The organism is Providencia sp. PROV202, assembly GCF_028479565.1.
GTDB classification, from domain to species: domain Bacteria; phylum Pseudomonadota; class Gammaproteobacteria; order Enterobacterales; family Enterobacteriaceae; genus Providencia; species Providencia zhijiangensis.
Window position 1 is genome coordinate 17,956 of sequence record NZ_JAMPNV010000022.1, and the last position, 21,589, is coordinate 39,544.

Annotated in this window: 17 protein-coding genes; 15 read left to right on the top strand and 2 right to left on the bottom strand. The window is 45.2% G+C overall.

From position 1 onward, the window contains the following. Positions 1–8: 8 nt before the first annotated feature. The 12 genes from PR799_RS16310 (at position 9) to nuoN (ending at position 14,622) form a co-directional block, all read left to right on the top strand. Positions 9–683, top strand: a complete 675-nt coding sequence (locus PR799_RS16310) for a NuoB/complex I 20 kDa subunit family protein (RefSeq protein WP_004912254.1) — start codon at positions 9–11, stop codon at positions 681–683. A 74-nt stretch (positions 684–757) separates the two neighbouring features. Continuing rightward, complete coding sequence (nuoC, locus tag PR799_RS16315) at positions 758–2,560, top strand: NADH-quinone oxidoreductase subunit C/D (RefSeq protein ID WP_272522790.1); 1,803 nt, start codon at positions 758–760, stop codon at positions 2,558–2,560. Positions 2,561–2,562: 2 nt separating this feature from the next. Beyond that, positions 2,563–3,135, top strand: a complete 573-nt coding sequence (gene nuoE / locus PR799_RS16320) for an NADH-quinone oxidoreductase subunit NuoE (protein ID WP_230086728.1) — start codon at positions 2,563–2,565, stop codon at positions 3,133–3,135. Continuing rightward, positions 3,132–4,493, top strand: a complete 1,362-nt coding sequence (gene nuoF / locus PR799_RS16325; RefSeq protein WP_036952742.1) for an NADH-quinone oxidoreductase subunit NuoF — start codon at positions 3,132–3,134, stop codon at positions 4,491–4,493. The genes nuoE and nuoF overlap by 4 nt, the downstream gene beginning before the upstream one ends. 88 nt (positions 4,494–4,581) lie before the next feature. Beyond that, positions 4,582–7,314 carry an NADH-quinone oxidoreductase subunit NuoG gene (nuoG, locus tag PR799_RS16330; RefSeq protein ID WP_272522791.1) on the top strand — a complete coding sequence of 911 codons (2,733 nt, stop codon included), beginning with the start codon at positions 4,582–4,584 and terminating at the stop codon, positions 7,312–7,314. Beyond that, complete coding sequence (gene nuoH / locus PR799_RS16335; RefSeq protein WP_036952747.1) at positions 7,314–8,291, top strand: NADH-quinone oxidoreductase subunit NuoH; 978 nt, start codon at positions 7,314–7,316, stop codon at positions 8,289–8,291. The genes nuoG and nuoH overlap by 1 nt, the downstream gene beginning before the upstream one ends. Before the next feature lie 14 nt (positions 8,292–8,305). Then, the gene (nuoI, locus tag PR799_RS16340; protein ID WP_004259834.1) at positions 8,306–8,848 is read left to right on the top strand and encodes an NADH-quinone oxidoreductase subunit NuoI; all 543 of its coding nucleotides are present in this window, start codon (positions 8,306–8,308) and stop codon (positions 8,846–8,848) included. 12 nt (positions 8,849–8,860) lie between these two features. Next, on the top strand, positions 8,861–9,406 hold the full coding sequence (nuoJ, locus tag PR799_RS16345) for an NADH-quinone oxidoreductase subunit J (protein ID WP_036952750.1): 546 nt from the start codon (positions 8,861–8,863) through the stop codon (positions 9,404–9,406). Next, on the top strand, positions 9,403–9,705 hold the full coding sequence (nuoK, locus tag PR799_RS16350; protein ID WP_006660292.1) for an NADH-quinone oxidoreductase subunit NuoK: 303 nt from the start codon (positions 9,403–9,405) through the stop codon (positions 9,703–9,705). Before nuoJ ends, nuoK begins: the two co-directional genes overlap by 4 nt. After that, the gene (gene nuoL / locus PR799_RS16355) at positions 9,702–11,558 is read left to right on the top strand and encodes an NADH-quinone oxidoreductase subunit L (RefSeq protein WP_272522792.1); all 1,857 of its coding nucleotides are present in this window, start codon (positions 9,702–9,704) and stop codon (positions 11,556–11,558) included. Before nuoK ends, nuoL begins: the two co-directional genes overlap by 4 nt. A 19-nt stretch (positions 11,559–11,577) precedes the next feature. Beyond that, positions 11,578–13,101: an NADH-quinone oxidoreductase subunit M gene (gene nuoM / locus PR799_RS16360; protein ID WP_272522793.1), complete on the top strand. Its 1,524-nt coding sequence runs from the start codon at positions 11,578–11,580 to the stop codon at positions 13,099–13,101. 9 nt (positions 13,102–13,110) lie between these two features. Then, the gene (gene nuoN / locus PR799_RS16365) at positions 13,111–14,622 is read left to right on the top strand and encodes an NADH-quinone oxidoreductase subunit NuoN (RefSeq protein WP_272522794.1); all 1,512 of its coding nucleotides are present in this window, start codon (positions 13,111–13,113) and stop codon (positions 14,620–14,622) included. Positions 14,623–14,701: 79 nt separating this feature from the next. On the opposite strand, the gene PR799_RS16370 is transcribed toward nuoN, so the two are convergent. After that, the gene (locus PR799_RS16370; protein WP_272522795.1) at positions 14,702–15,709 is read right to left on the bottom strand and encodes an alpha-xenorhabdolysin family binary toxin subunit B; all 1,008 of its coding nucleotides are present in this window, start codon (positions 15,707–15,709) and stop codon (positions 14,702–14,704) included. 11 nt (positions 15,710–15,720) lie between these two features. Next, positions 15,721–16,932 carry an alpha-xenorhabdolysin family binary toxin subunit A gene (locus tag PR799_RS16375; protein WP_272522796.1) on the bottom strand — a complete coding sequence of 404 codons (1,212 nt, stop codon included), beginning with the start codon at positions 16,930–16,932 and terminating at the stop codon, positions 15,721–15,723. 717 nt (positions 16,933–17,649) lie between these two features. Between PR799_RS16375 and PR799_RS16380 the strand changes: the two genes are divergently transcribed. From PR799_RS16380 to menH, 3 genes are all read left to right on the top strand, one after another. Then, a complete protein-coding gene (locus tag PR799_RS16380) occupies positions 17,650–18,975 on the top strand; it encodes an isochorismate synthase (protein ID WP_272522797.1) in 1,326 nt (441 codons plus the stop codon). 156 nt (positions 18,976–19,131) lie between these two features. Next, positions 19,132–20,811, top strand: coding sequence for a 2-succinyl-5-enolpyruvyl-6-hydroxy-3-cyclohexene-1-carboxylic-acid synthase (menD, locus tag PR799_RS16385; RefSeq protein ID WP_272522798.1), 1,680 nt, complete (start codon positions 19,132–19,134; stop codon positions 20,809–20,811). Further along, on the top strand, positions 20,805–21,587 hold the full coding sequence (gene menH / locus PR799_RS16390; RefSeq protein WP_272522800.1) for a 2-succinyl-6-hydroxy-2,4-cyclohexadiene-1-carboxylate synthase: 783 nt from the start codon (positions 20,805–20,807) through the stop codon (positions 21,585–21,587). The genes menD and menH overlap by 7 nt, the downstream gene beginning before the upstream one ends. The last annotated feature ends 2 nt before the right edge of the window (positions 21,588–21,589 follow it).

A 21,589-nucleotide genomic window follows, 5' to 3' on the forward strand; every position in this document is an offset into this window, starting at 1 on the left:
ATTATACAATGGATTATACGCTCACCCGCATAGATCCGAACGGTGAGAACGACCGTTACCCACTGCAAACTCAAGAAATCGTTACTGATCCCCTTGAGCAGCAAGTTGAAAACAGTGTGTATATGGGGAAATTATCCCATGCACTTCATGATGTGGTGAACTGGGGACGTAAAAACTCTCTGTGGCCATACAACTTCGGTCTTTCATGTTGCTATGTAGAAATGGTGACGTCGTTCACGGCTGTTCATGACGTAGCCCGCTTTGGTGCGGAAGTACTGCGTGCTTCTCCTCGTCAAGCCGACTTTATGGTTGTTGCGGGAACTTGTTTTACCAAAATGGCTCCCGTCATCCAGCGCCTTTATGACCAAATGCTTGAACCAAAATGGGTTATCTCCATGGGGTCATGTGCGAACTCAGGTGGGATGTATGACATCTACTCTGTTGTTCAAGGCGTCGACAAATTTATTCCCGTGGATGTGTACATTCCAGGCTGCCCACCACGCCCTGAAGCCTATATGCAGGCTCTCCTTCTGTTACAAGAATCCATCGGCAAAGAACGTCGCCCACTTTCATGGGTTGTCGGTGATCAGGGTGTTTATCGTGCGAATATGCAGTCAGAAAGAGAAAGAAAACACGGTGAACGTATCGCAGTAACCAACCTGCGTACCCCTGACGAAATTTAAGGCTTTTAGCCATACAGCGTAACAGAGCAATGTTGTTGCGAAATAATAAACCTGATCAAGCGTTATGGTGAAGAATGATGACAGATCAGATAGCGCAAGCGAGTCATAATCAGCCAGAATGGCAGACACAAGATCACATTAATGATCCTGTGCTTCTGGAACTGCGCAACCAATTTGGCCCGGATGCCTTTTCAGTTCAAGCAACCCGCACTGGCATGCCAGTGGTTTGGGTACGCCGTGAACAATTACTGGAAATTGTAGATTTCTTAAAGAAACTACCTAAACCTTATGTGATGTTGTTCGACTTACACGGAGTCGATGAACGCCAGCGTATTCATCGCCAAGGTCTGCCTGACGCAGACTTTAGTGTGTTCTACCACATCATTTCCATTGACCGAAACCGCGACATCATGTTGAAAGTGGCTCTTAATGAGAAAGACTTAAACGTGCCATCGGTGGTTTCTTTATTCCCCAATGCCAACTGGTATGAGCGTGAAGTGTGGGACATGTTCGGGATCACCTTCCATGGTCACCCAAATTTACGTCGCCTGCTGATGTCTCCAAGCTGGGAAGGTCACCCGCTGCGCAAAGATTACCCTGCGCGCGCCACGGAATTCGATCCCTTTGTTTTGACTAAGCAAAAGCAAGATCTGGAAATGGAAGCATTGACTTTCAAACCAGAAGAGTGGGGCTTAGATCGCGGAAATGAAAACGAAGATTTCATGTTCCTGAACTTGGGGCCAAACCACCCATCTTCTCACGGTGCATTCCGTATCGTGCTGCAATTGGATGGTGAAGAGATTGTTAACTGCGTTCCCGATATCGGCTACCACCACCGTGGTGCAGAAAAAATGGGTGAGCGTCAGTCATGGCATAGCTACATTCCTTATACCGACCGTATCGAATACCTCGGCGGTTGTGTGAATGAAATGCCATATATTCTTGCGGTTGAAAAACTGGCAGGTATCGAAGTACCGGATCGCGTAAAAACTATCCGTGTCATGATGTCTGAACTGTTCCGTATCAACAGTCACCTACTGTATATCAGTACCTATATTCAAGACGTTGGTGCGATGACGCCAGTGTTCTTTGCGTTCACTGATAGACAGAAAGTGTACAACGTGATTGAAGCGATCACCGGTTTCCGTATGCACCCAGCATGGTTCCGCATCGGTGGGGTTGCTCACGATTTACCGCGTGGCTGGGATAAATTACTGCGTGAATTATTAGACTGGTTACCGAAACGCCTAGAATCCTATGTGACTTCAGCGCTTAAAAACTCCATTTTGAAAGGCCGTTCTATTGGTGTGGCATCTTACACCAAGGAAGAGGCATTAGCGTGGGGTGTGACGGGTGCAGGCTTACGTGCAACGGGTGTGGATTTTGATGTACGTAAAGCACGTCCTTATTCAGGTTATGAAAACTTTGAATTCGACATTCCAATCGCCCATAACGGTGACTGCTATGACCGCGTAATGATCAAAGTGGAAGAGATGCGTCAAAGTATCCGTATTCTTGAGCAGTGCCTGAAGAATATGCCTGAAGGTCCATTTAAAGCTGACCATCCACTGACAACGCCGCCGCCGAAAGAGCGCACATTGCAGCATATCGAAACCCTAATCAACCACTTCTTACAAGTGTCTTGGGGCCCGGTAATGCCAGCTAACGAATCATTCCAGATGGTTGAAGCAACCAAAGGGATCAACAGCTACTACCTAACCAGTGACGGCAGCACCATGAGCTATCGTACACGTATTCGTACCCCGAGTTATGCGCACTTGCAGCAAATTCCGGCGACAATCAGAGGTAGCTTGGTTTCTGACTTAATTGTCTATCTGGGTAGTATCGATTTTGTAATGTCGGATGTGGATCGCTAACCATGCATAATGAACAAGATAAACAAGGTCAATGTGGCACTGGCCAATGCGGCTGTAACAGCCAGTCTGACGTGGTGAATACCTTCGAACCGCAAGTTAATCACGGTTTTGTTTTAACCGAACATGAGCGTGCGGAAATTGAAGGGGAAAAACACCACTACGAAGATGCACGTGCGGCGTCAATTGAAGCGCTGAAAATTGTGCAAAAAAATCGTGGCTGGGTCGAAGATGGCGCTATTCACGCTATCGCTGAAGTTTTGGGTATTCCTGCGAGTGACGTAGAAGGCGTGGCAACATTCTATAGCCAAATTTTCCGTCAACCAGTGGGTCGCCACATTATTCGTTATTGCGATAGCGTTGTTTGCCATATTACGGGCTACCAAGGCTTAGAAGCTGAAATTATTAAACAGCTGAGTATTCGCCCAGGTCAAACCACCGCTGATGGTCGCTTTACGCTGCTGCCAACCTGTTGCTTAGGTAACTGTGACAAGGGTCCAACGATGATGATCGATGACGATACCCACAGTCATGTGCAGCCTGAAAATATTCAAAAGCTACTGGAGCAGTATCCATGACAAACTTCTCCGCAAACCCTGTGATCCGTACTGCGGAAACTCATCCATTAACATGGCGCCTACGCGATGACGCGCAGCCAGTCTGGTTAGATGAGTATCGTAGCAAAAACGGATACAAAGGTGTCGAACGTGCCCTCAAAGGCATGGCTCCTGATGAAGTGGTTAACCTTGTCAAAGACGCCGGACTGAAAGGTCGTGGTGGTGCAGGGTTCTCGACGGGTCTGAAATGGAGTTTAATGCCAAAAGACGAAAACATGAAACTGCGTTATTTCTTATGTAACGCGGATGAAATGGAGCCGGGCACTTATAAAGACCGTTTATTGATGGAACAACTACCTCACTTATTAGTGGAAGGGATGATCATCGGCGCTTATGCATTAAAAGCCTACCGTGGTTATATCTTCTTACGTGGTGAATATGTTGAAGCGGCGAAACATTTACGTCGCGCCATCGAAGAAGCCAAAGCAGCGGGTCTCTTAGGTAAAAACATTCTCGGTTCGGGCTTTGATTTTGAGCTATTTGTGCATACCGGTGCAGGTCGTTATATCTGCGGTGAAGAAACTGCACTGATTAACTCCCTTGAAGGTCGTCGTGCAAACCCACGCTCTAAACCACCATTCCCTGCAAGTTCAGGTGCATGGGGTAAACCGACCTGCGTGAATAACGTCGAAACTATCTGTAACGTGCCTGCAATTCTAGAGCACGGTGACCAGTGGTATATCGATTTAAGCGCGGGCAAGAGTAAAGACGCGGGCACTAAGCTGATGGGTTTCTCTGGACGCGTGAAAAATCCGGGTCTGTGGGAACTGCCATTTGGTACAACGGCACGTGAAGTCTTAGAAGACTATGCGGGCGGTATGCGTGATGGATTAAAACTCAAAGCATGGCAACCGGGTGGCGCAGGAACTGACTTCCTGACCAACGATCACCTCGATTTACCGATGGATTTCGAAAACATTGCAAAAGCAGGCAGCCGTTTAGGTACAGCGCTAGCGATGGCAGTCGATAACGAAATCAACATGGTTTCTTTAGTGCGTAACTTAGAAACCTTCTTTGCGCGTGAATCCTGTGGTTGGTGTACACCGTGTCGTGATGGTCTGCCGTGGAGCGTAAAAATTCTACAGGCACTGGAAAAAGGCGAAGGTCAAGAAGGGGATATCGAAACTCTTGAACAACTTTGCCGTTTCTTAGGACCGGGCAAAACCTTCTGTGCACACGCACCAGGTGCGGTTGAGCCATTACAAAGCGCCATCAAATATTTCCGTGGAGAGTTCGAAGCGGGTATCTCGAAAAAAGATCTGCGCAACATCGTGCAGATTGCCGGGATCCAGCCAAACCTGCTCAAGCAGCGTTGGTAAGCATTTAGCGATTGAGCAACCGCTAAACGAATTTTTGACGAAGAACGTATTTATGTTTAACGCCTGCTAAAGCGGGCCTTTGGGAAGCATGCTGACTATGGCTACGATATATGTAGACGGCAAAGAATATGACGTAAACGGGTCTGAAAACCTGTTACAAGCCTGCTTATCGTTGGGGCTAGATATTCCTTATTTTTGCTGGCATCCGGCGCTGGGAAGCGTTGGCGCTTGCCGCCAGTGTGCGGTGAAGCAGTATCAAAACGCGGATGACACTCGTGGTCGCCTCGTGATGTCTTGTATGACACCGGCAACGGAAGGTACTTACATCTCAATCGATGATGAAGAAGCCAAACAATTCCGTGAAAGTGTTGTTGAATGGCTGATGACCAACCACCCACACGACTGCCCAGTCTGTGAGGAAGGTGGTAACTGCCACTTACAAGATATGACGGTGATGACCGGTCATACCATGCGTAAGTATCGTTTTACAAAACGCACGCACGTAAACCAAGATCTCGGTCCATTCATTAGTCATGAAATGAACCGCTGTATCGCGTGTTACCGTTGCGTTCGTTACTACAAAGATTATGCTGATGGCACCGACTTAGGTGTGTATGGCGCGCATAACTATGTCTACTTTGGTCGTACTGAAGACGGCACGCTGGAAAGTGAATTTTCCGGTAACCTCGTCGAAGTGTGCCCAACAGGGGTATTCACCGACAAAACGCACTCAGAACGCTATAACCGTAAATGGGATATGCAATTTGCACCGGGTATCTGCCAACAGTGCAGCATCGGTTGTAATACCAGCCCAGGTGAGCGTTATGGTGAACTGCGCCGTATTGAAAACCGCTATAACGGTTCTGTAAACCATTACTTCCTGTGTGACCGTGGTCGCTTCGGTTATGGTTACGTAAACCGTAAAGACCGTCCTCGCCAAGCGCTGTTAACCAAAGATGGCGTACAGCAGGTGGTTTCGGCGATTGAAGCGATGCAAAGCGGTGCGCAGATCATCAATCAAGCGAAGAAAGTGATTGGTATCGGTTCTCCACGTGCTAGCGTTGAAAGCAACTACGCACTGCGTGCTTTAGTCGGTGCGGAAAACTTCTACTCCGGCATTTCTAAGGATGAACAGCGTCGCTTAGCGCTGATGCAAAACATCCTGCAAAACGGCGGTGTTTACACCCCTACATTGCGTGAAATCGAAGGCTACGATGCGGTGTTAGTTCTGGGTGAAGATTTGACTCAGACGGGCGCACGTATGGCATTATCTGTTCGCCAAGCGGTGAAAGGCAAAGCTCGTGAAATGGCAGCGGCACAGAAAGTGGCTGACTGGCAAATCGCAGCGATTCAAAACATTGGTCAACATGCCAAGTACCCGCTGTTTATCACTAACGTGGATGACACGCGTTTAGATGATGTCGCGGCTTACAACTACCGTGCACCAGTGGCTGATCAAGCGCGTTTCGGTTTTGCGATTGCTAACCTGATCAACGGTGACGCACCAGCAGTGAATGATTTACCAGCTGATGTGAAAGCGAAAGTAGAAACTGTGGCTCAAGCTTTAGCGGGTGCGAAAAAACCGCTGATTATCAGTGGTAGCCATAGCGCTAGCGATGCGATGATCGAAGCCGCAGCTAACGTCGCATTTGCACTGAAAGCGAAAGGGGCGAACGTCGGTCTGTCTTATGTCGCGTCTCATGCCAACAGCTTTGGCCTCGCGATGATGAACGCATTGCCATTAGAGAATGCGTTCTCTCGCATTGAAGCGAACGAAGCGGATGTGGCTATCGTGATGGAAAATGACCTTTACCGTCACAGCACCGTGGATGCCGTCAATAGCGCATTAGCGAAATTGAAGCACCTGATCGTGGCAGACCACCAGCACACGGACATCATGGATAAAGCGACATTAGTGCTGCCAGCGGCAAGTTTTGCGGAAGCAGACGGTACGCTTATCAACCAAGAAGGTCGTGCTCAGCGTTTCTTCCAAGTCTTTGACCCAACTTACTACGATAACAGCATCGTGATGAACGAAAGCTGGCGCTGGATGCATTCTCTGCAAACTGAAGCACAGCAACGTGATGCGGATTGGTCGCAATTAGACCACGTTATCGAAGAGTGTGTGGCAGCTCTGCCACAGTTTGCGGGTATTAGAGATACGGCACCGAAGGCCTCTTTCCGCATTCGTGGACAGAAACTGGCGCGTGAACCGCATCGTTACAGCGGCCGTACGGCAATGCTGGCGGACAAATCGGTTCATGAACCGCGTCAACCGCAAGATATAGACTCACCATTTGCGTTCTCAATGGAAGGGAATAACCAACCGAAAGCGCCACGCCAGCAAATTCCATTTGCATGGGCACCGGGCTGGAACTCACCACAAGCATGGAACAAATTCCAAGCGGAAGTGGGCGGACACTTACTCTTTGGTGATCCGGGCGTGCGTTTATTCAATTCGACAGAAAGCAAATTAGCGTACTTCACTGAGGTTCCTGCGGCTTACCAAAGCGGCGAAGCACAGTGGGTTGTGGCGCCTTACTATCATCTGTTTGGTAGTGATGAAACCTCACAACGTTCTGATGTCATTCAGCAGCGTATGCCAGAGCCTTATATCATGTTGAACGCGCAAGATGCGGCAGCACTGGGGCTAAATACTGGCGTGAAAGCTGAATTTAGTCATGCAGGTCAAACCTTTAACCTGCCAGTGCGTATTAGTCAGCACCTTGCTGTGGGGCAAATCGGTTTACCTCTGGGTATGCCAGGAATTGCTCCGGTAATGGCGGGCGTGTCAGTGAATAATCTGCGGAGGGGCGCATGATGGATTGGATTTCTCCTGCGGTGATGGAAGTCCTGATTTCCATCCTTAAATCGGTTGTCATCTTGCTGGTTGTCGTGACCTGCGGGGCATACATGAGTCTCGGCGAACGCCGTATTCTCGGTCTATTCCAAAACCGTTACGGTCCTAACCGTGTGGGTCCATTTGGAATGGGACAACTGATTGCCGACATGTTCAAAATGCTGTTTAAAGAGGACTGGATCCCAGAGTTTGCGGACAAGAAAATCTTTACGCTTGCCCCAGTTATCGCATTTTGTTCTCTGTTCTTAGCGTTTGCCATTGTGCCAGTCAGTCCGACTTGGCACGTCGCTGATCTGAACATCGGGATCTTATTCTTCCTGATGATGGCAGGTCTGGCTGTGTACGCGGTACTGTTCGCCGGTTGGTCAAGTAACAACAAATACTCCTTATTGGGTGCGATGCGTGCATCAGCTCAAACGGTGAGTTATGAAGTGTTCTTAGGCTTGTCATTGATGGGTGTGGTCGCACAAGCGGGTTCATTCAACTTAATCGACATCGTGAATTCCCAAGAGGGTATGTGGAACGTGATCCCACAATTCTTTGGTTTTATCACGTTTGCGATTGCGGGTGTCGCGGTATGTCACCGTCACCCATTTGACCAGCCAGAAGCGGAGCAAGAGATTGCCGACGGTTACCATGTGGAATATTCCGGGATGAAATTCGGTCTGTTCTTCGTGGGTGAATATATCGGTATCGTGACGGTGTCCGCGCTGATTGTAACGCTGTTCTTTGGTGGTTGGCATGGTCCGTTCCTGCCTGCTTTCCTGTGGTTTGCGATTAAAACAGCCTTCTTCATGATGATGTTCATCTTGATCCGTGCTTCATTACCGCGTCCACGTTATGACCAAGTAATGTCCTTCGGCTGGAAAATTTGTCTGCCACTGACACTGCTTAACCTGCTGGGTACCGCAGCAGTGATTTTATACAACGCTCAGTAAGGGGTGATTGAACCATGACATTAAAAGAGTTATTGGTCGGTTTCGCCACCCAAGTACGCAGTATTTGGATGGTGGGTCTACATGCGTTCGATAAACGGGAAACGCAAATGTACCCAGAAGAGCCGGTTTATCTGCCACCCCGTTACCGTGGGCGCATCGTGCTAACGCGCGATCCTGATGGTGAAGAGCGTTGTGTTGCGTGTAACTTGTGTGCGGTTGCTTGCCCAGTGGGATGTATTTCACTGCAAAAAGCCGAGCACGAAGATGGACGCTGGTATCCCGAATTTTTCCGCGTGAACTTCTCCCGCTGCATTTTCTGTGGTCTGTGTGAAGAGGCTTGCCCAACCACGGCAATCCAATTGACGCCAGATTTCGAAATGGCAGATTGGCGTCGTCAGGATCTGGTTTATGAGAAAAACGACCTGTTGATTTCAGGGCCAGGTAAATACCCTGATTATAACTTTTACCGTAAATCAGGTATGGCGATCGCAGGTAAAGATAAAGGCGAAGCGGATAACGAAGCGAAACCTATCAACGTCAAAGACCTGTTGCCGTAAGGAGCGATATTCATGGAATTTACATTTTATATCGCCGGTCTAGTTGCTGTTCTAGCAACTTTGAGGGTGATTACTAATACCAATCCAGTGCATGCGCTACTGTATCTGGTGGTTTCTCTGTTGGCACTGTCAATGGTGTTCTTCTCGCTCGGTGCGTATTTTGCCGGAGCATTGGAGATTATCGTTTACGCTGGCGCCATTATGGTTCTGTTTGTTTTCGTGGTAATGATGTTGAACTTAGGTCGCTCAGTACAAGAACAAGAGCGCGCTTGGTTAACACCGAAAACGTGGATTGGTCCCGCAGTGTTATCTGCTGTTTTACTGGGTATTTTAGTGTATGGGATCACCAGCCTTTCTCACCAAGAAAAAACGGAAGGTGTGATTATCACAGCGAAAGAAGTGGGTATCAGCTTGTTTGGTCCTTACGTCTTAGCCGTTGAATTAGCATCGTTATTATTACTCGCGGGTCTGGTTGTTGCCTTCCACGTGGGTCGTGACCGTTCAGAAAACAGCGCTGATCTTGTCAGCAACAGCCGTAATGCGGGGGAGAAACAATGATACCTCTTCAACATGGTCTGATTTTAGCGGCAATTATCTTTGTAATGGGACTGAGTTGTCTTGTTATTCGCCGCAACCTGCTTTTCATGCTGATCGGACTGGAAATCATGGTGAACGCAACGGCATTAGCCTTTGTGGTCGCGGGCAGTTTTTGGGGGCAACCAGATGGTCAGATTATGTATATTCTGGCAATCACTCTGGCGGCAGCGGAGGCGAGTATTGGATTGGCGTTGTTACTGCAACTCCATCGTCATCGTCAAAACCTGAACATTGATAAAGTCAGTGAGATGCGCGAATGAACTTACTCTATTTAACGATTCTGTTCCCGCTGTTAGGGTCTGTGCTTCTCGCATTTTCCCGCGGTCGTTGGTCAGAAAATGTATCTGCGATTATCGGTGCAGGCTCAGTGGGTCTGGCCGCTCTAGTTGCATTTTATGCAGGCTCTGAGTTTTTAGCCCAACCTGTTTTAGCTAATGGTGGATATGAGCCATACCCACAAATGTTATGGACTTGGATGTCTGTGGGTAATTTCACCATTCCATTTAGCCTGTCCCTTGATGGTCTTTCTCTGACCATGTTAGGTGTGGTAACGGGTGTGGGCTTCCTTATTCATGTGTATGCCTCTTGGTATATGCGTGGCGAGGAAGGTTACTCACGTTTCTTCACTTACACTAACTTGTTTATCGCGAGCATGGTGGTATTAGTGCTGGCTGATAACATGATGCTGATGTATCTGGGTTGGGAAGGGGTAGGGCTGTGCAGTTATCTGTTGATTGGTTTCTATTACACTAACCCAGAGAACGGCAAAGCGGCAATGAAAGCCTTCTTCGTGACCCGTATCGGTGATGTGTTCTTGGCTATCGGCATGTTTATCCTGTACAACGAACTGGGCACCTTAAACTTCAGCGAAATGGCACAACGTGCGGCTCAGTTGTCTCCGGAAGGCTTATCGATGCTGAACTGGGCAACGCTGATGTTATTAGGCGGCGCAGTCGGTAAATCAGCTCAGTTACCATTACAAACATGGTTAGCCGATGCGATGGCGGGTCCAACACCTGTTTCTGCACTGATCCACGCCGCAACCATGGTTACTGCTGGTGTGTACTTAATTGCGCGTACTCATGGGCTATTCCTGTTAACACCAGACATTCTGCATTTAGTGGGTGTTGTGGGTGCGGTAACATTGCTGTTTGCAGGTTTCGCAGCACTGGTTCAAACGGATATCAAACGCGTTCTTGCTTACTCGACTATGAGCCAGATTGGCTATATGTTCTTGGCGCTGGGCGTACAAGCATGGGATGCGGCAATTTTCCACTTAATGACTCACGCCTTCTTCAAAGCATTACTGTTCCTGTCCGCAGGTTCGGTGATCATCGCGTGTCATCACGAGCAAAACATCTTCAAGATGGGTGGCCTGCGTAAGCAGATTCCATTCGTTTATATTGTGATGTTAATCGGTGGTAGTGCATTGGCCGCGTTGCCTCTGTTTACTTCTGGTTTCTACAGTAAAGATGCCATCTTGTGGGGCGCGAAAGTGGATGGACAAACTGTGCTGTTATGGGCGGGTATCCTCGGTGCATTAATGACCGCAATTTACACCTTCCGTATGATTTTCATCGTATTCCACGGTGAAGCAAAAATCAAAGCGCATAAAGTTAAAGGCATCACTCACACTATACCACTGGCTATTTTGGCAATTCTCGCAACCTTCGTGGGTGCAATGATCCATCAGCCATTAGAGGGCGTATTCCCTGCAAAACCAATGGAAGCTGAAGACGGTAAACTGTTCATCGAAGCTATCTCGGGTGGTTTTGCTATCGCAGGTCTGTTGATTGCGACGTTCCTCTATCTGTTTAGACGTTCTATCGTTGATGCGATTGCGAAAACAGCAATTGGTCGTTTCTTCTCAACGTGGTGGTACCACGCATGGGGCTTCGACTGGTTGTATGATGTAATTTTTGTAAAACCTTTCAAAGGGATTGCATGGTTACTCGAAAGCGATCCGATTAACTCACTGATGAATATCCCTGCACATCTTTCACGTTGGGCAAACAAAGGGCTAGCAGTGAGTGAAAACGGTCAGATCCGTTGGTATGTTGCCTCTCTGGGGCTGGGTGCAGTGCTGATTCTTGCTCTGCTGCTTTTGGTTTAATTAAGGGACACATTGCGCCATGCAATTATATTGGCTAATACTTATTCCCTTTATCGGTGCCCTGCTAAGCTGGCAGGCTGACCGATTTAGTCACCGTGCACCTCGTTGGGTTGCGCTGGGGACAATGGGGATCACGCTTATCCTTGCGGTACTATTTTGGGCGCAAGGGGATTATTCGCTGGTTAACCCGCAAGGTATTCCAGAGTGGCAAAGTACATACTCAACGGAATGGATCCCTGCGCTAGGTATCAATTTCTCGTTAGCGGTTGATGGATTATCGCTATTGATGGTGGTGTTAACCGCCATCATGGGCGCGTTTTCAATCCTCAGTTCGTGGAGCGAACAGCAAGAGAACCAAGGTGCTTATCACTTTAACCTGTTATGGATTATTGCAGGTGTGATGGGGATCTTTACGGCGGTTGACCTGTTCTTATTCTTCTTCTTCTGGGAGATGATGTTGATCCCGATGTACTTCCTGATTGCGAATTGGGGACACAAAGGGTCAGGTAACCGTCAACATGTTAAGGCAGCGACAAAATTCTTTATCTATACGCAAGTCAGTGGTTTGATCATGCTGGTGGCGATTGTCGGTTTGGTTATCCTTCACTGGATTGCGTTCAATGAACTGACATTCGACTATAACGCGTTGTTAGGTACTGAAAGTGCGTTGTCAGGTACTGCTAGTTTCTTACTGATGCTGGGCTTCTTTATTGCTTTCGCAGTAAAAATGCCATTAGTGCCATTCCACGGTTGGATGGCCGATACCCAAGAACAATCGCCAACGGCGGGTTCTGTCGATATCTCCGGTATCATGCTGAAAACAGCCGCATACGGTTTATTACGTTTTGTACTGCCACTGTTTCCTGAAGCTTCACTGCAATTCACGCCAGTGGCAATGACGCTGGGTGTGATCAGTATCTTCTACGGTGCATGGTTAGCATTCAAACAGACGGATATTAAACGTTTAGCGGCGTACAGTAGCTTGTCCCACATGGGCTTTGTGACTGTTGCTATCTACGCAGCATCAACACTGGCCTATCAAGGTGCAGTGGTGCAAATGATTACTAACGGTCTGTCGGGTGCGGCGCTGATTATTATCAGTGGTCAGTTGTACGAACGTACTCAGACCCGTGATATGCGTATGATGGGTGGATTATGGAAACGCATCAAATGGTTACCGGGTTTATCCCTGTTCTTTGCCGCAGCAACTTTAGGTATGCCAGGCACAGGTAACTTTATCGGCGAGTTCATGATCTTCTTCGGTAGCTTTAGCCAATTCACATTAGTGACCTGTATTATGGTGTTTGGTGTGGTGTTTGCCTCTATCTATGCACTCTGGATGATGCAGCAGACTTACTACGGAACGCCGAAATCAGAAACTGAACTGAAAGGGCTAACGGCTCGTGAGTTTGGTGTTTTACTGGTTCTGGCGGCTTTATTGGTTATCATTGGTTTCTACCCACAACCTATCTTAGATACGTCTGCGGGTTCGATGGAAACACTACATAACCTGTATTCTGCTTCACTTTCAACACAAGGGTAGTAATTCGCCATGACAATAACAACTTTAGAAGTGTTAGCAATGCTGCCGTTAATCCTTTCCGGATTGACCGCAGTGATTGTGATGCTGTCAATTGCGTGGCGGCGAGATCACTTAACCAGTGCCGCAATAACGGTTGTTGGCTTTCTCCTGACATTTGTTTCACTGATTTGGGTTAATGGCTATGCCATTCCTACATCAGTGGGTGAGGAAGCATTACTGCCAAGAGCAGTGACTTCACTGCTGTTAGTTGATGGTTTTGCTCTGTTCTACTCAGGACTGGTTCTGATCGCAGGTATGGGTACCGCTATTTTTGCTTATCATTGGTTAGAAGGCTTTAATGATAACAAAGAAGAGTTTTACCTCTTATTGAGCATTGCGGTAACGGGTGGCGTTCTGCTGGGGATGTCGAACCATATGGCTTCGATGTTTATCGGTATCGAATTGATCTCTATCCCATTGTTTGGTCTGGTTGCTTATACCTTTGAGCGTAGCCGTACTTTAGAAGCGGGTATCAAGTATATGGTGTTATCCGCAGCCGCGTCTTCATTCCTGCTGTTTGGTATCGCTTTATTATACGCAGAATCAGGTAGCTTAAGCTTCAGCGTAGTCGGTCAAAGCTTAGCGAATAGCAGCATTCACGCGCCTCTGATTTTAGTCGGTTTAGGCATGATGATTGTGGGCTTCGGTTTTAAATTATCGTTGTTCCCATTCCAATTATGGACGCCAGACGTTTATCAAGGTGCGCCTGCGCCTGTTGCCGCTTTCTTAGCAACCGGCAGTAAAATCGCTATCTTTGCGGTATTGGTTCGTATCTTCTTAGAAGCACCGATTACACATGTTGATGGTATCGCGCAAACAGATACGTTATTAGCTGTTGTTGGTGTGATTGCAATTGCGTCAATCTTGTTTGGTAACTTACTGGCATTGACTCAGAAGAGCGCTAAGCGTCTGCTTGGTTACTCATCTATCGCCCATATGGGTTACTTACTGGTTACGTTAGTGGCAATGCGTGTGGATGCTCAATTGGCGCAAGTCACCATTGCTATCTACCTAGTGAGCTATTTATTAGCGAGCTTGGGGGCGTTTGGTGTGGTTAGCGTGATTTCGAGCCCATACCGTGGTGATGACCAAGATGACTTTAGTGCATTTCGCGGCTTATTCTGGCACAAGCCAGTCTTGGCAATGGTGATGACAGTGATGATGTTATCTCTAGCGGGTATTCCAATTACGCTTGGATTCATCGGTAAGTTCTATGCCATTCTTTCGGCCGTTTACGCACAATTGTGGTGGTTAACTGGGGCTGTTGTGGTAGGTAGTGCACTTGGATTATTCTACTACTTGCGCTTTATGGCGAGCTTGTATAGCCGTGATGCAGAACATACAGACCGTTATACTGGCCCACAAAAAATGACGTTGGGAACTGTGTTTGCGGCGCTGTGTGCGATAGCGATTATCGTGTTTGGTCTGTGGCCACAACCGATTATTGATATTGCTACATCAACACTGCCACCTCTTAACTAAGTTTAGATAGATAACTCGTTTAGAGTCAACAAATCAGTTGCGATAAAAGCCCCGCTACTTAACAGTAACGGGGCTTTTTTTAATCTGGTAATTGTCGTTGATATTGATACTCAATATCGTTCAAATAGGTCATTAGCATTTGGCTAACGGTTTTAATTTGACTGAAATTCAAACACTCCTCAGAGACTTTTTCACTCATAAACCCACACCAAGATTCCCAATAAGATTTTAACGCACTAGCTTGAGTGATAATGGTCTGTTTGTGGACCTCTATTTGATTGATATCATTGGCATAGCTCATGAGCTGCGAGAGTCGAAATATATTATTATCCATCGTATTTATCTCTTCGCGCGCCTCAATAATTTGGTCACTGATATAGATTCTTACATCAACCAGTTGACTAAATTCGAGCCCATCATCCACCATGGTTAATAAGTTACGGATATAACTAATAGCCGCTTTCAAAATGTCTTTTTTATTGGGTTGAATCTCAATAGAGTCGATAAGTTCTTTCCCCTGAAAATATCGGTCAAAGAAATCTGTAATTTTATGTTTTAATATAATATCTTCCGCAGCGAGGATCACAGAGAGATTGTTATTTAATTCGTTGACCTTGGATTGCTTACTATTTTTAGAGTTCACAAGAAACTCTTTTTGTTTGGTATATTGTGAAAGCTTTAGTTTGTTAGGCTCATTTAAATGAAAAACTAATAATGATTCTAATGTATAGCGTGTTTTTGAAATAAGCTTTTCAAGTTCGAATTTGACATCCATTAAGTCATCTACAAAGCCTGTAATCGCAATTTTTCGGCGCATATCTGATAAATCATCACTGTTTTCAGACGATAGCAATGCATAATCATCATTTCTAATAATATAATTCAATTTAATTTTTAGAATGGGAACGGAATTTCTAATCAGTTCATTGAGCCTTTCAATTTTAATTGCGATCTTTTGAATTCGACCATAGATAATATAATCATAATTAAGAATATTTTTATTGAAAGAACTAATGCTATTTGAAATACACCTTAATTGGTAGATATCAATGGAGGGTAGCATAGGTAAATCGAGGTTATCATGCATATTAACGCCTTTTATTGTGAGTTTTTTTCATTGATTTGTAGCTCATCAAATAGCTTAATCAAATGAACTGAATAATCTTGAATAGAAGTCCAAGATGTGATGATACGTTTGAATTGCGTGATAAACCGGATCAGTTTTTCTGCATTGTTTATCCTTGCAAATATATCAATAGATTGTTTAACCTCTGTGAGGATTACGAGCCACATATAATCTAAGTGGTCAATAGCGAGACGTGCATCTTTAAATAAGCCTTCAATTTTTTGTAAATTAATTTGAATATCAAAGATAGTTTTCTGTAGTAGCTCTTCTTGATGCAATTTGTGATTTATTTCTTCGATTTCTTTAATTAATTTATTCTTCCTATCACGGATGCTTTCTGCTTTTACGCCAAAAATACTGCCTGTAATCACTAAACCAATAATGCCTCCCGCAAGTCCTGTAAAACAAAGCTTAACAAAGTGGCTATACTCCTGCTCTAATTGGTGTAGTTCATTTTTCTTAAAGGCGATAAGTTCTTTATAGAATGACTCGTTATTGCTGGGGGCCTCGTTAGATTCTAATTGTTGATATAGTCCTTTTATTGTGAAGAGTAATGAATCTACATGGGTATAGTCTGAAAGATATCCACCGGTAATATGAGCTCGAAAATCTGAGACTGTGTTTTTAATTTTAATGGTTTTAATCGATTGCTGTTTTATATCTCCTTTTATTAAATGCAAAATACTTAAAAGTTCGGTGGCAATTTGTTGATCGTCGTTTTGGTATGTAATCTGATTTAAATCACTCTCCGATAAATCGTCTAAACTGTCTGAGATTTTTTGAATAATCGGCATATGGTTAATATATTCAAGAATTTGGGCGCCAGTTTGTATGATGTTACGACTGGTTAAAGATAAATCGATAGATTGCTCTTTCACTTTGAGCTCAACATTATCCCAGGTGTTGGCGTGTTTACGAATACTCAGGATTGTCTCAGTTAACTCATTAGCTGGCAGTAATGAATCATTTTCATCATTAATACCGAACCATTTGAAAATATCAATTTCTTTAGTGGGAAGGGTTAAAGCAAACTGGATGTGCCGGTGAATATTAATTAAATCTTCAAGGGTGAATATACCTGCGGATCTTGCGGATAAGGAATCTTGATTGGTTAATAATGCCAATGTTGCATCGCCAATGTTTTCCTTTTCAATAATTCGGTCATAGTTAAGCTGAGTATTCATTCTGGATTTCCAATTAATTAAATGAAGATGGAATGATAAAGTTAGAGAGCTAATTATCTTATTACTTAGATGATTAATTTATCGATTTACGTTTCGTTTTTAATAGTTATAAGATTCTAATGATGATGGATTTCTAGTTACTGTGAAATTTTTATCGTTATAAGTTTTTAATAGTAATAAACAATAGGCTTATCACGTTCAAAGTTATAACGCATAACCTACTAGAAACGCAGAGCTTATGTTGATATTAAAAAATGAAAATCAGCGCTAAAAAATAACTCATTGGTTGTAGTTTTAAATATTTATCTATTACATAAATTACCATTTTCAAACTTAGATATAGAGCTGTCACTGAGTTTCTAAGTGAATATTATGGTTTTTAAATAATAAGAAATTAATCTTAATTAGAATTCAATGTCTAGAATTAATTAGAGAATAAAAATAGTTTATAAGGTGAATTATTAATATTTTATATTTAATTCGCAACTTGATAGTCAATTTATACAAATGATAAGGGTATAAGCTCTTATTTAACAACTTGATATGACATGATTTCGAAAACGTGCACATGTCGTAATCGTATCATTTTTGATTTTTATCTGACGGTTTTTTAAACATCTTGTGCTATTAATAATGAATGTATTAATAAATTACATTGCGATATATAATAATTATAAGTAAATCGATGTCGTTGTGATGGTGCAGTGGGAATCTAAAGTGACAAAAACAAAAATTGATAAATTATTAGCTGAAATTCTGACCCATTTGTCTACATTAGTACTCAATTCTAACGAATATACCCGCTTAGCGTGGAAGATGGACACAAAAGAGGCGTTTCCGGGATTAGCGTGGTTATCGTCCCAAGATAGCTACCCTCAGTTCTATTGGTATCATCGTACTGGTTCAGAGGAATGCAGCGCTTTAGGCACAGTAAAATCATTTAATGCAATTACGGATGCTGAGCAATTTATCTCGGAGCATACTGAAATTCCCGATATGCGATTATGGGGGCTAAATGGTTGGAATGGTGTGGGGGAAGGTATCAATGAAACCGTTAAGCGAGAATCCGCATTCTATTTTCTACCTCGATTAGAAATCTTCCGCTTGCGCTCAACGGTGACGGTTGCGCTAAACATTGATGGTGCACAGGATCTCCAAGCTGCGATTGTATTTATACAGCAGCTAAATTCGGCATCGAACGACGTATTCCCACTATCTACTCAAATCATTGGACAGCAGCATATACCCGATCATGATGAATGGTGTGCATTACTCACTGGGGCAATTCACGATATGCGAGCAGGCAAAATGGAAAAGGTGGTGATGGCTCGGGAAACCAAATTGTCTCTATCTCAGCCTATCACTGTGGCAGAGTTTCTATCCGCTAGCCAAAAAGTGAATCACCATTGCTACCATTTTATGATGGCGTTTAGTGCGCATTCCGGATTTATGTCATCGACGCCAGAGCGTCTTTACTTGCGCCAAGGTACTCAACTTAACTCTGAAGCATTAGCTGGCACAGTTGCGAACCATGTCGATGATTCGATTGCGGCTGAAAATGCTAAATGGTTAATGGAAGACAGTAAAAACCAGCATGAAAATTTAGTGGTGGTTGATGATATTTGTCAGCAATTACAAGGTGCAGTAACAGGTATTGATGTTTCACCCGCGAAGGTGATCCGTCTGAGAAAAATCCAACATTTATATCGCTCTATTGCAGCAACGCTGCTAGCGCCTTCAGACAGTGACTGTTTGCAGCGTTTACAACCGACAGCAGCGGTATGTGGTTTACCCCGTCGCGTTGCCCGTGAATTCCTTGCCGAACACGAGCCATTTTCTCGTGGGTGGTATGCTGGAACAGGTGGCTTTATCAGTTTAAATCGCAGTGAATTTGCGGTTTCGCTGCGTTGTGCTCAAATTGATGGCGCCCAAATTTCCCTCTATTCAGGCGCAGGGATTGTGAGCGGTTCAGATCCCGAGCAAGAGTGGGAAGAAATTGAAAACAAAGCGGCTGGGCTAAAATCCTTACTGAAAACGCAATGAAAAACCAAGCACAATGAAAAATAGGCTAAAAACCCTATAGCTAAAATGGTTATTTCTTTTTTATTTTCAATTAGTTCATGAAAAATTGTTTTGAGATCAAGAAATTTTTCTCAATCCTATTACACTCAGCATCATGAATAATTTACCGAGCACATTATGTCGAATTCAGCATTTAATCTCCGTTGGGCAGAGGTAATTATTGAGGCGCTAGCCCGCCACGGAATGAAAAATATCTGTATTGCTCCCGGCTCTCGCTCTACGCCGTTAACGTTAGCTGCTGCAAATAATGCAAAACTGCATTGCCATACGCACTTTGATGAGCGCGGATTAGGTCATCTTGCTCTTGGGCTTGCGAAAGCGAGTGGCGAACCTGTTGGTGTGATTGTCACCTCTGGTACAGCGGTTGCTAACCTTTATCCCTCATTGATAGAAGCGGGATTAACCGGGGAAAGAGTGATTTTCCTTACGGCAGATAGACCACCAGAATTAATTGACTGTGGTGCTAATCAGGCTATTCGCCAAACCCACATTTTTGCTAGCCATCCATTCGAAAGTTTAATGCTGCCAAGACCCACTCGCGATATTTCAGCGAAATGGTTGGTTTCTGCGCTAGATAACGGGATGAATCAGCTGCGCCATGGGGCATTTCATGTGAACTGTCCTTTTGCTGAACCATTATATGGTGAAACGGAAGGGGAAACTGAGTGGCAAGCGAGTTTAGGTGATTGGTGGCAATCGTCTCACCCGTGGCTAAGTGAACCTTCGACTCACACAGTCGCATTGGTGGTGGATTGGTATTTTTGGCGCCAGAAAAAAGGGGTCGTTATCGCTGGACGTATGAGTAGCAGCGATGGCGAGCTTGTTGCAAAATGGGCTGCAGAACTTGGTTGGCCAGTTATCGGTGATGTGCTCTCTCAGACTGGACAACCTTATCCATGTGCTGATTTATGGTTACAGCACCCAAACGCCAAAGCTTGGTTAGATGAAGCAGAGTTAGTGGTTCAATTTGGCTCCAGCTTAACGGGAAAACGCGCATTACAGTGGCAAAGCCAGTGTCATCCTCAAGAGTACTGGATAATTGATACCATCCCTGGGCGTTTAGATCCTGCCAACCATCAGGGGCGTAAGCTCACTTGCAGCGTAAAAGGGTGGATAGAGCAACATCCTGCTCAACCGCGCGGTGCATGGTGCGAAGGCTTAACGAACTTAACAAATCGTACTTTGCGACATGTTCAAACTCAGCTGCAAAACCAGTTTTCTGAAGCTGCGGTAGCGCATCAACTCCCTGAGCTTCTCCCGCCTCGCGGGCAACTTTTCGTGGGGAATAGCTTAATTGTGCGTTTAATTGATGCACTGGCTCAATTGCCAGCGGGTTACCCGGTATTTAGTAACCGTGGTGCCAGTGGCATTGATGGTTTGATCTCGACGATGGCTGGCGTACAGCGAGCAACCGCGAAGCCAACACTCGGTATCGTCGGAGATATCTCCGCCCTGTATGACTTAAACAGTTTGGCATTATTGCGTGAACCTTCAGCTCCTAGCGTATTGATTATAGTAAACAATAATGGCGGACAAATTTTTTCGATGCTGCCAACCTCCCCAGAAGCTCGCCAAAACTATTATTGCATGCCACAAAATGTAAGCTTTGAAGGTGCGGCGATGATGTTTGGTCTGCAATACCGCGCGCCAACAGATTGGTCGAGCTTAAAAGAGACAGTGCAAGAATTCTGGCTCAAGCAACACGGTACACTGCTGATTGAGTTAGTGGTTGATGGGGATGAAGGCGCCCGAACACTCAAACAGCTACTGCAAGACGTGGAAAGTTTACCGTGCTAGCTGCGCACTATTATCCGAGTCAGGATCAACCTGCCAACGGTGACAAAACACCGTGGTTAGTTTTCCTTCATGGTTTATTAGGTAGTCACGATGATTGGTCATCGATTGTTGAGGCTTGCCCCAATTATCCGCGTTTAGTGGTCGATTTGCCCGGGCATGGTGATTCACATAGCATCGATTGCCAAGGCTTTATGGATTTTGACAAGCAACTGACTCAGTTGTTAGCGCATTACTCGGCTTCACAATATGTGTTGATTGGCTATTCGCTCGGTGCACGCTTAGCGATGCACTTTGCCTGCTTTAGCGCTCATAAAGGGCTACAAGGCTTGGTGATAGAAGGGGGCAATGTCGGTTTACCGAATGAACAGGAACGTATTGCGCGTGCGGATAACGACCATCGCTGGGCCGAGCGTTTTCGTCATCAGCCTATCGAACAGGTTTTGAATGACTGGTACCAACAAGCGGTTTTTGCCGACCTTACTCTTGCCCAACGTGAAAAGCTGGTGGGATTACGGAGTCAAAATAACCCGTTAGCAGTCGCTGATATGTTGGAAAACACGTCGTTATCCAAACAGCCTTTTTTAGTCGAGTCACTAAAGCAATTATCGGTCCCTTACTGCTATTTTTGCGGTGAGAAAGACCAAAAATTTCGAGGCGTTTCGCAACAATATGCATTGCCGTTTACGCTAATTGAGAATGCAGGGCATAATGCGCATCGGGAAAATCCCCAACATTACGCAGCTGCACTTCACTATTTTTTATCACACTGTGGTTAAAG

Coding starts and splice junctions, on each gene's coding strand:
- PR799_RS16310 (WP_004912254.1), top strand. CDS start 9: ATGGATTATACGCTCACCCGCATAGATCCGAACGGTGAGAACGACCGT.
- PR799_RS16375 (WP_272522796.1), bottom strand. CDS start 16,932: ATGAATACTCAGCTTAACTATGACCGAATTATTGAAAAGGAAAACATT.
- nuoK (WP_006660292.1), top strand. CDS start 9,403: ATGATACCTCTTCAACATGGTCTGATTTTAGCGGCAATTATCTTTGTA.
- menD (WP_272522798.1), top strand. CDS start 19,132: ATGTCGAATTCAGCATTTAATCTCCGTTGGGCAGAGGTAATTATTGAG.
- nuoI (WP_004259834.1), top strand. CDS start 8,306: ATGACATTAAAAGAGTTATTGGTCGGTTTCGCCACCCAAGTACGCAGT.
- nuoF (WP_036952742.1), top strand. CDS start 3,132: ATGACAAACTTCTCCGCAAACCCTGTGATCCGTACTGCGGAAACTCAT.
- nuoH (WP_036952747.1), top strand. CDS start 7,314: ATGGATTGGATTTCTCCTGCGGTGATGGAAGTCCTGATTTCCATCCTT.
- nuoM (WP_272522793.1), top strand. CDS start 11,578: ATGCAATTATATTGGCTAATACTTATTCCCTTTATCGGTGCCCTGCTA.
- nuoG (WP_272522791.1), top strand. CDS start 4,582: ATGCTGACTATGGCTACGATATATGTAGACGGCAAAGAATATGACGTA.
- nuoN (WP_272522794.1), top strand. CDS start 13,111: ATGACAATAACAACTTTAGAAGTGTTAGCAATGCTGCCGTTAATCCTT.
- nuoL (WP_272522792.1), top strand. CDS start 9,702: ATGAACTTACTCTATTTAACGATTCTGTTCCCGCTGTTAGGGTCTGTG.
- PR799_RS16370 (WP_272522795.1), bottom strand. CDS start 15,709: ATGCATGATAACCTCGATTTACCTATGCTACCCTCCATTGATATCTAC.
- nuoC (WP_272522790.1), top strand. CDS start 758: ATGATGACAGATCAGATAGCGCAAGCGAGTCATAATCAGCCAGAATGG.
- nuoJ (WP_036952750.1), top strand. CDS start 8,861: ATGGAATTTACATTTTATATCGCCGGTCTAGTTGCTGTTCTAGCAACT.
- nuoE (WP_230086728.1), top strand. CDS start 2,563: ATGCATAATGAACAAGATAAACAAGGTCAATGTGGCACTGGCCAATGC.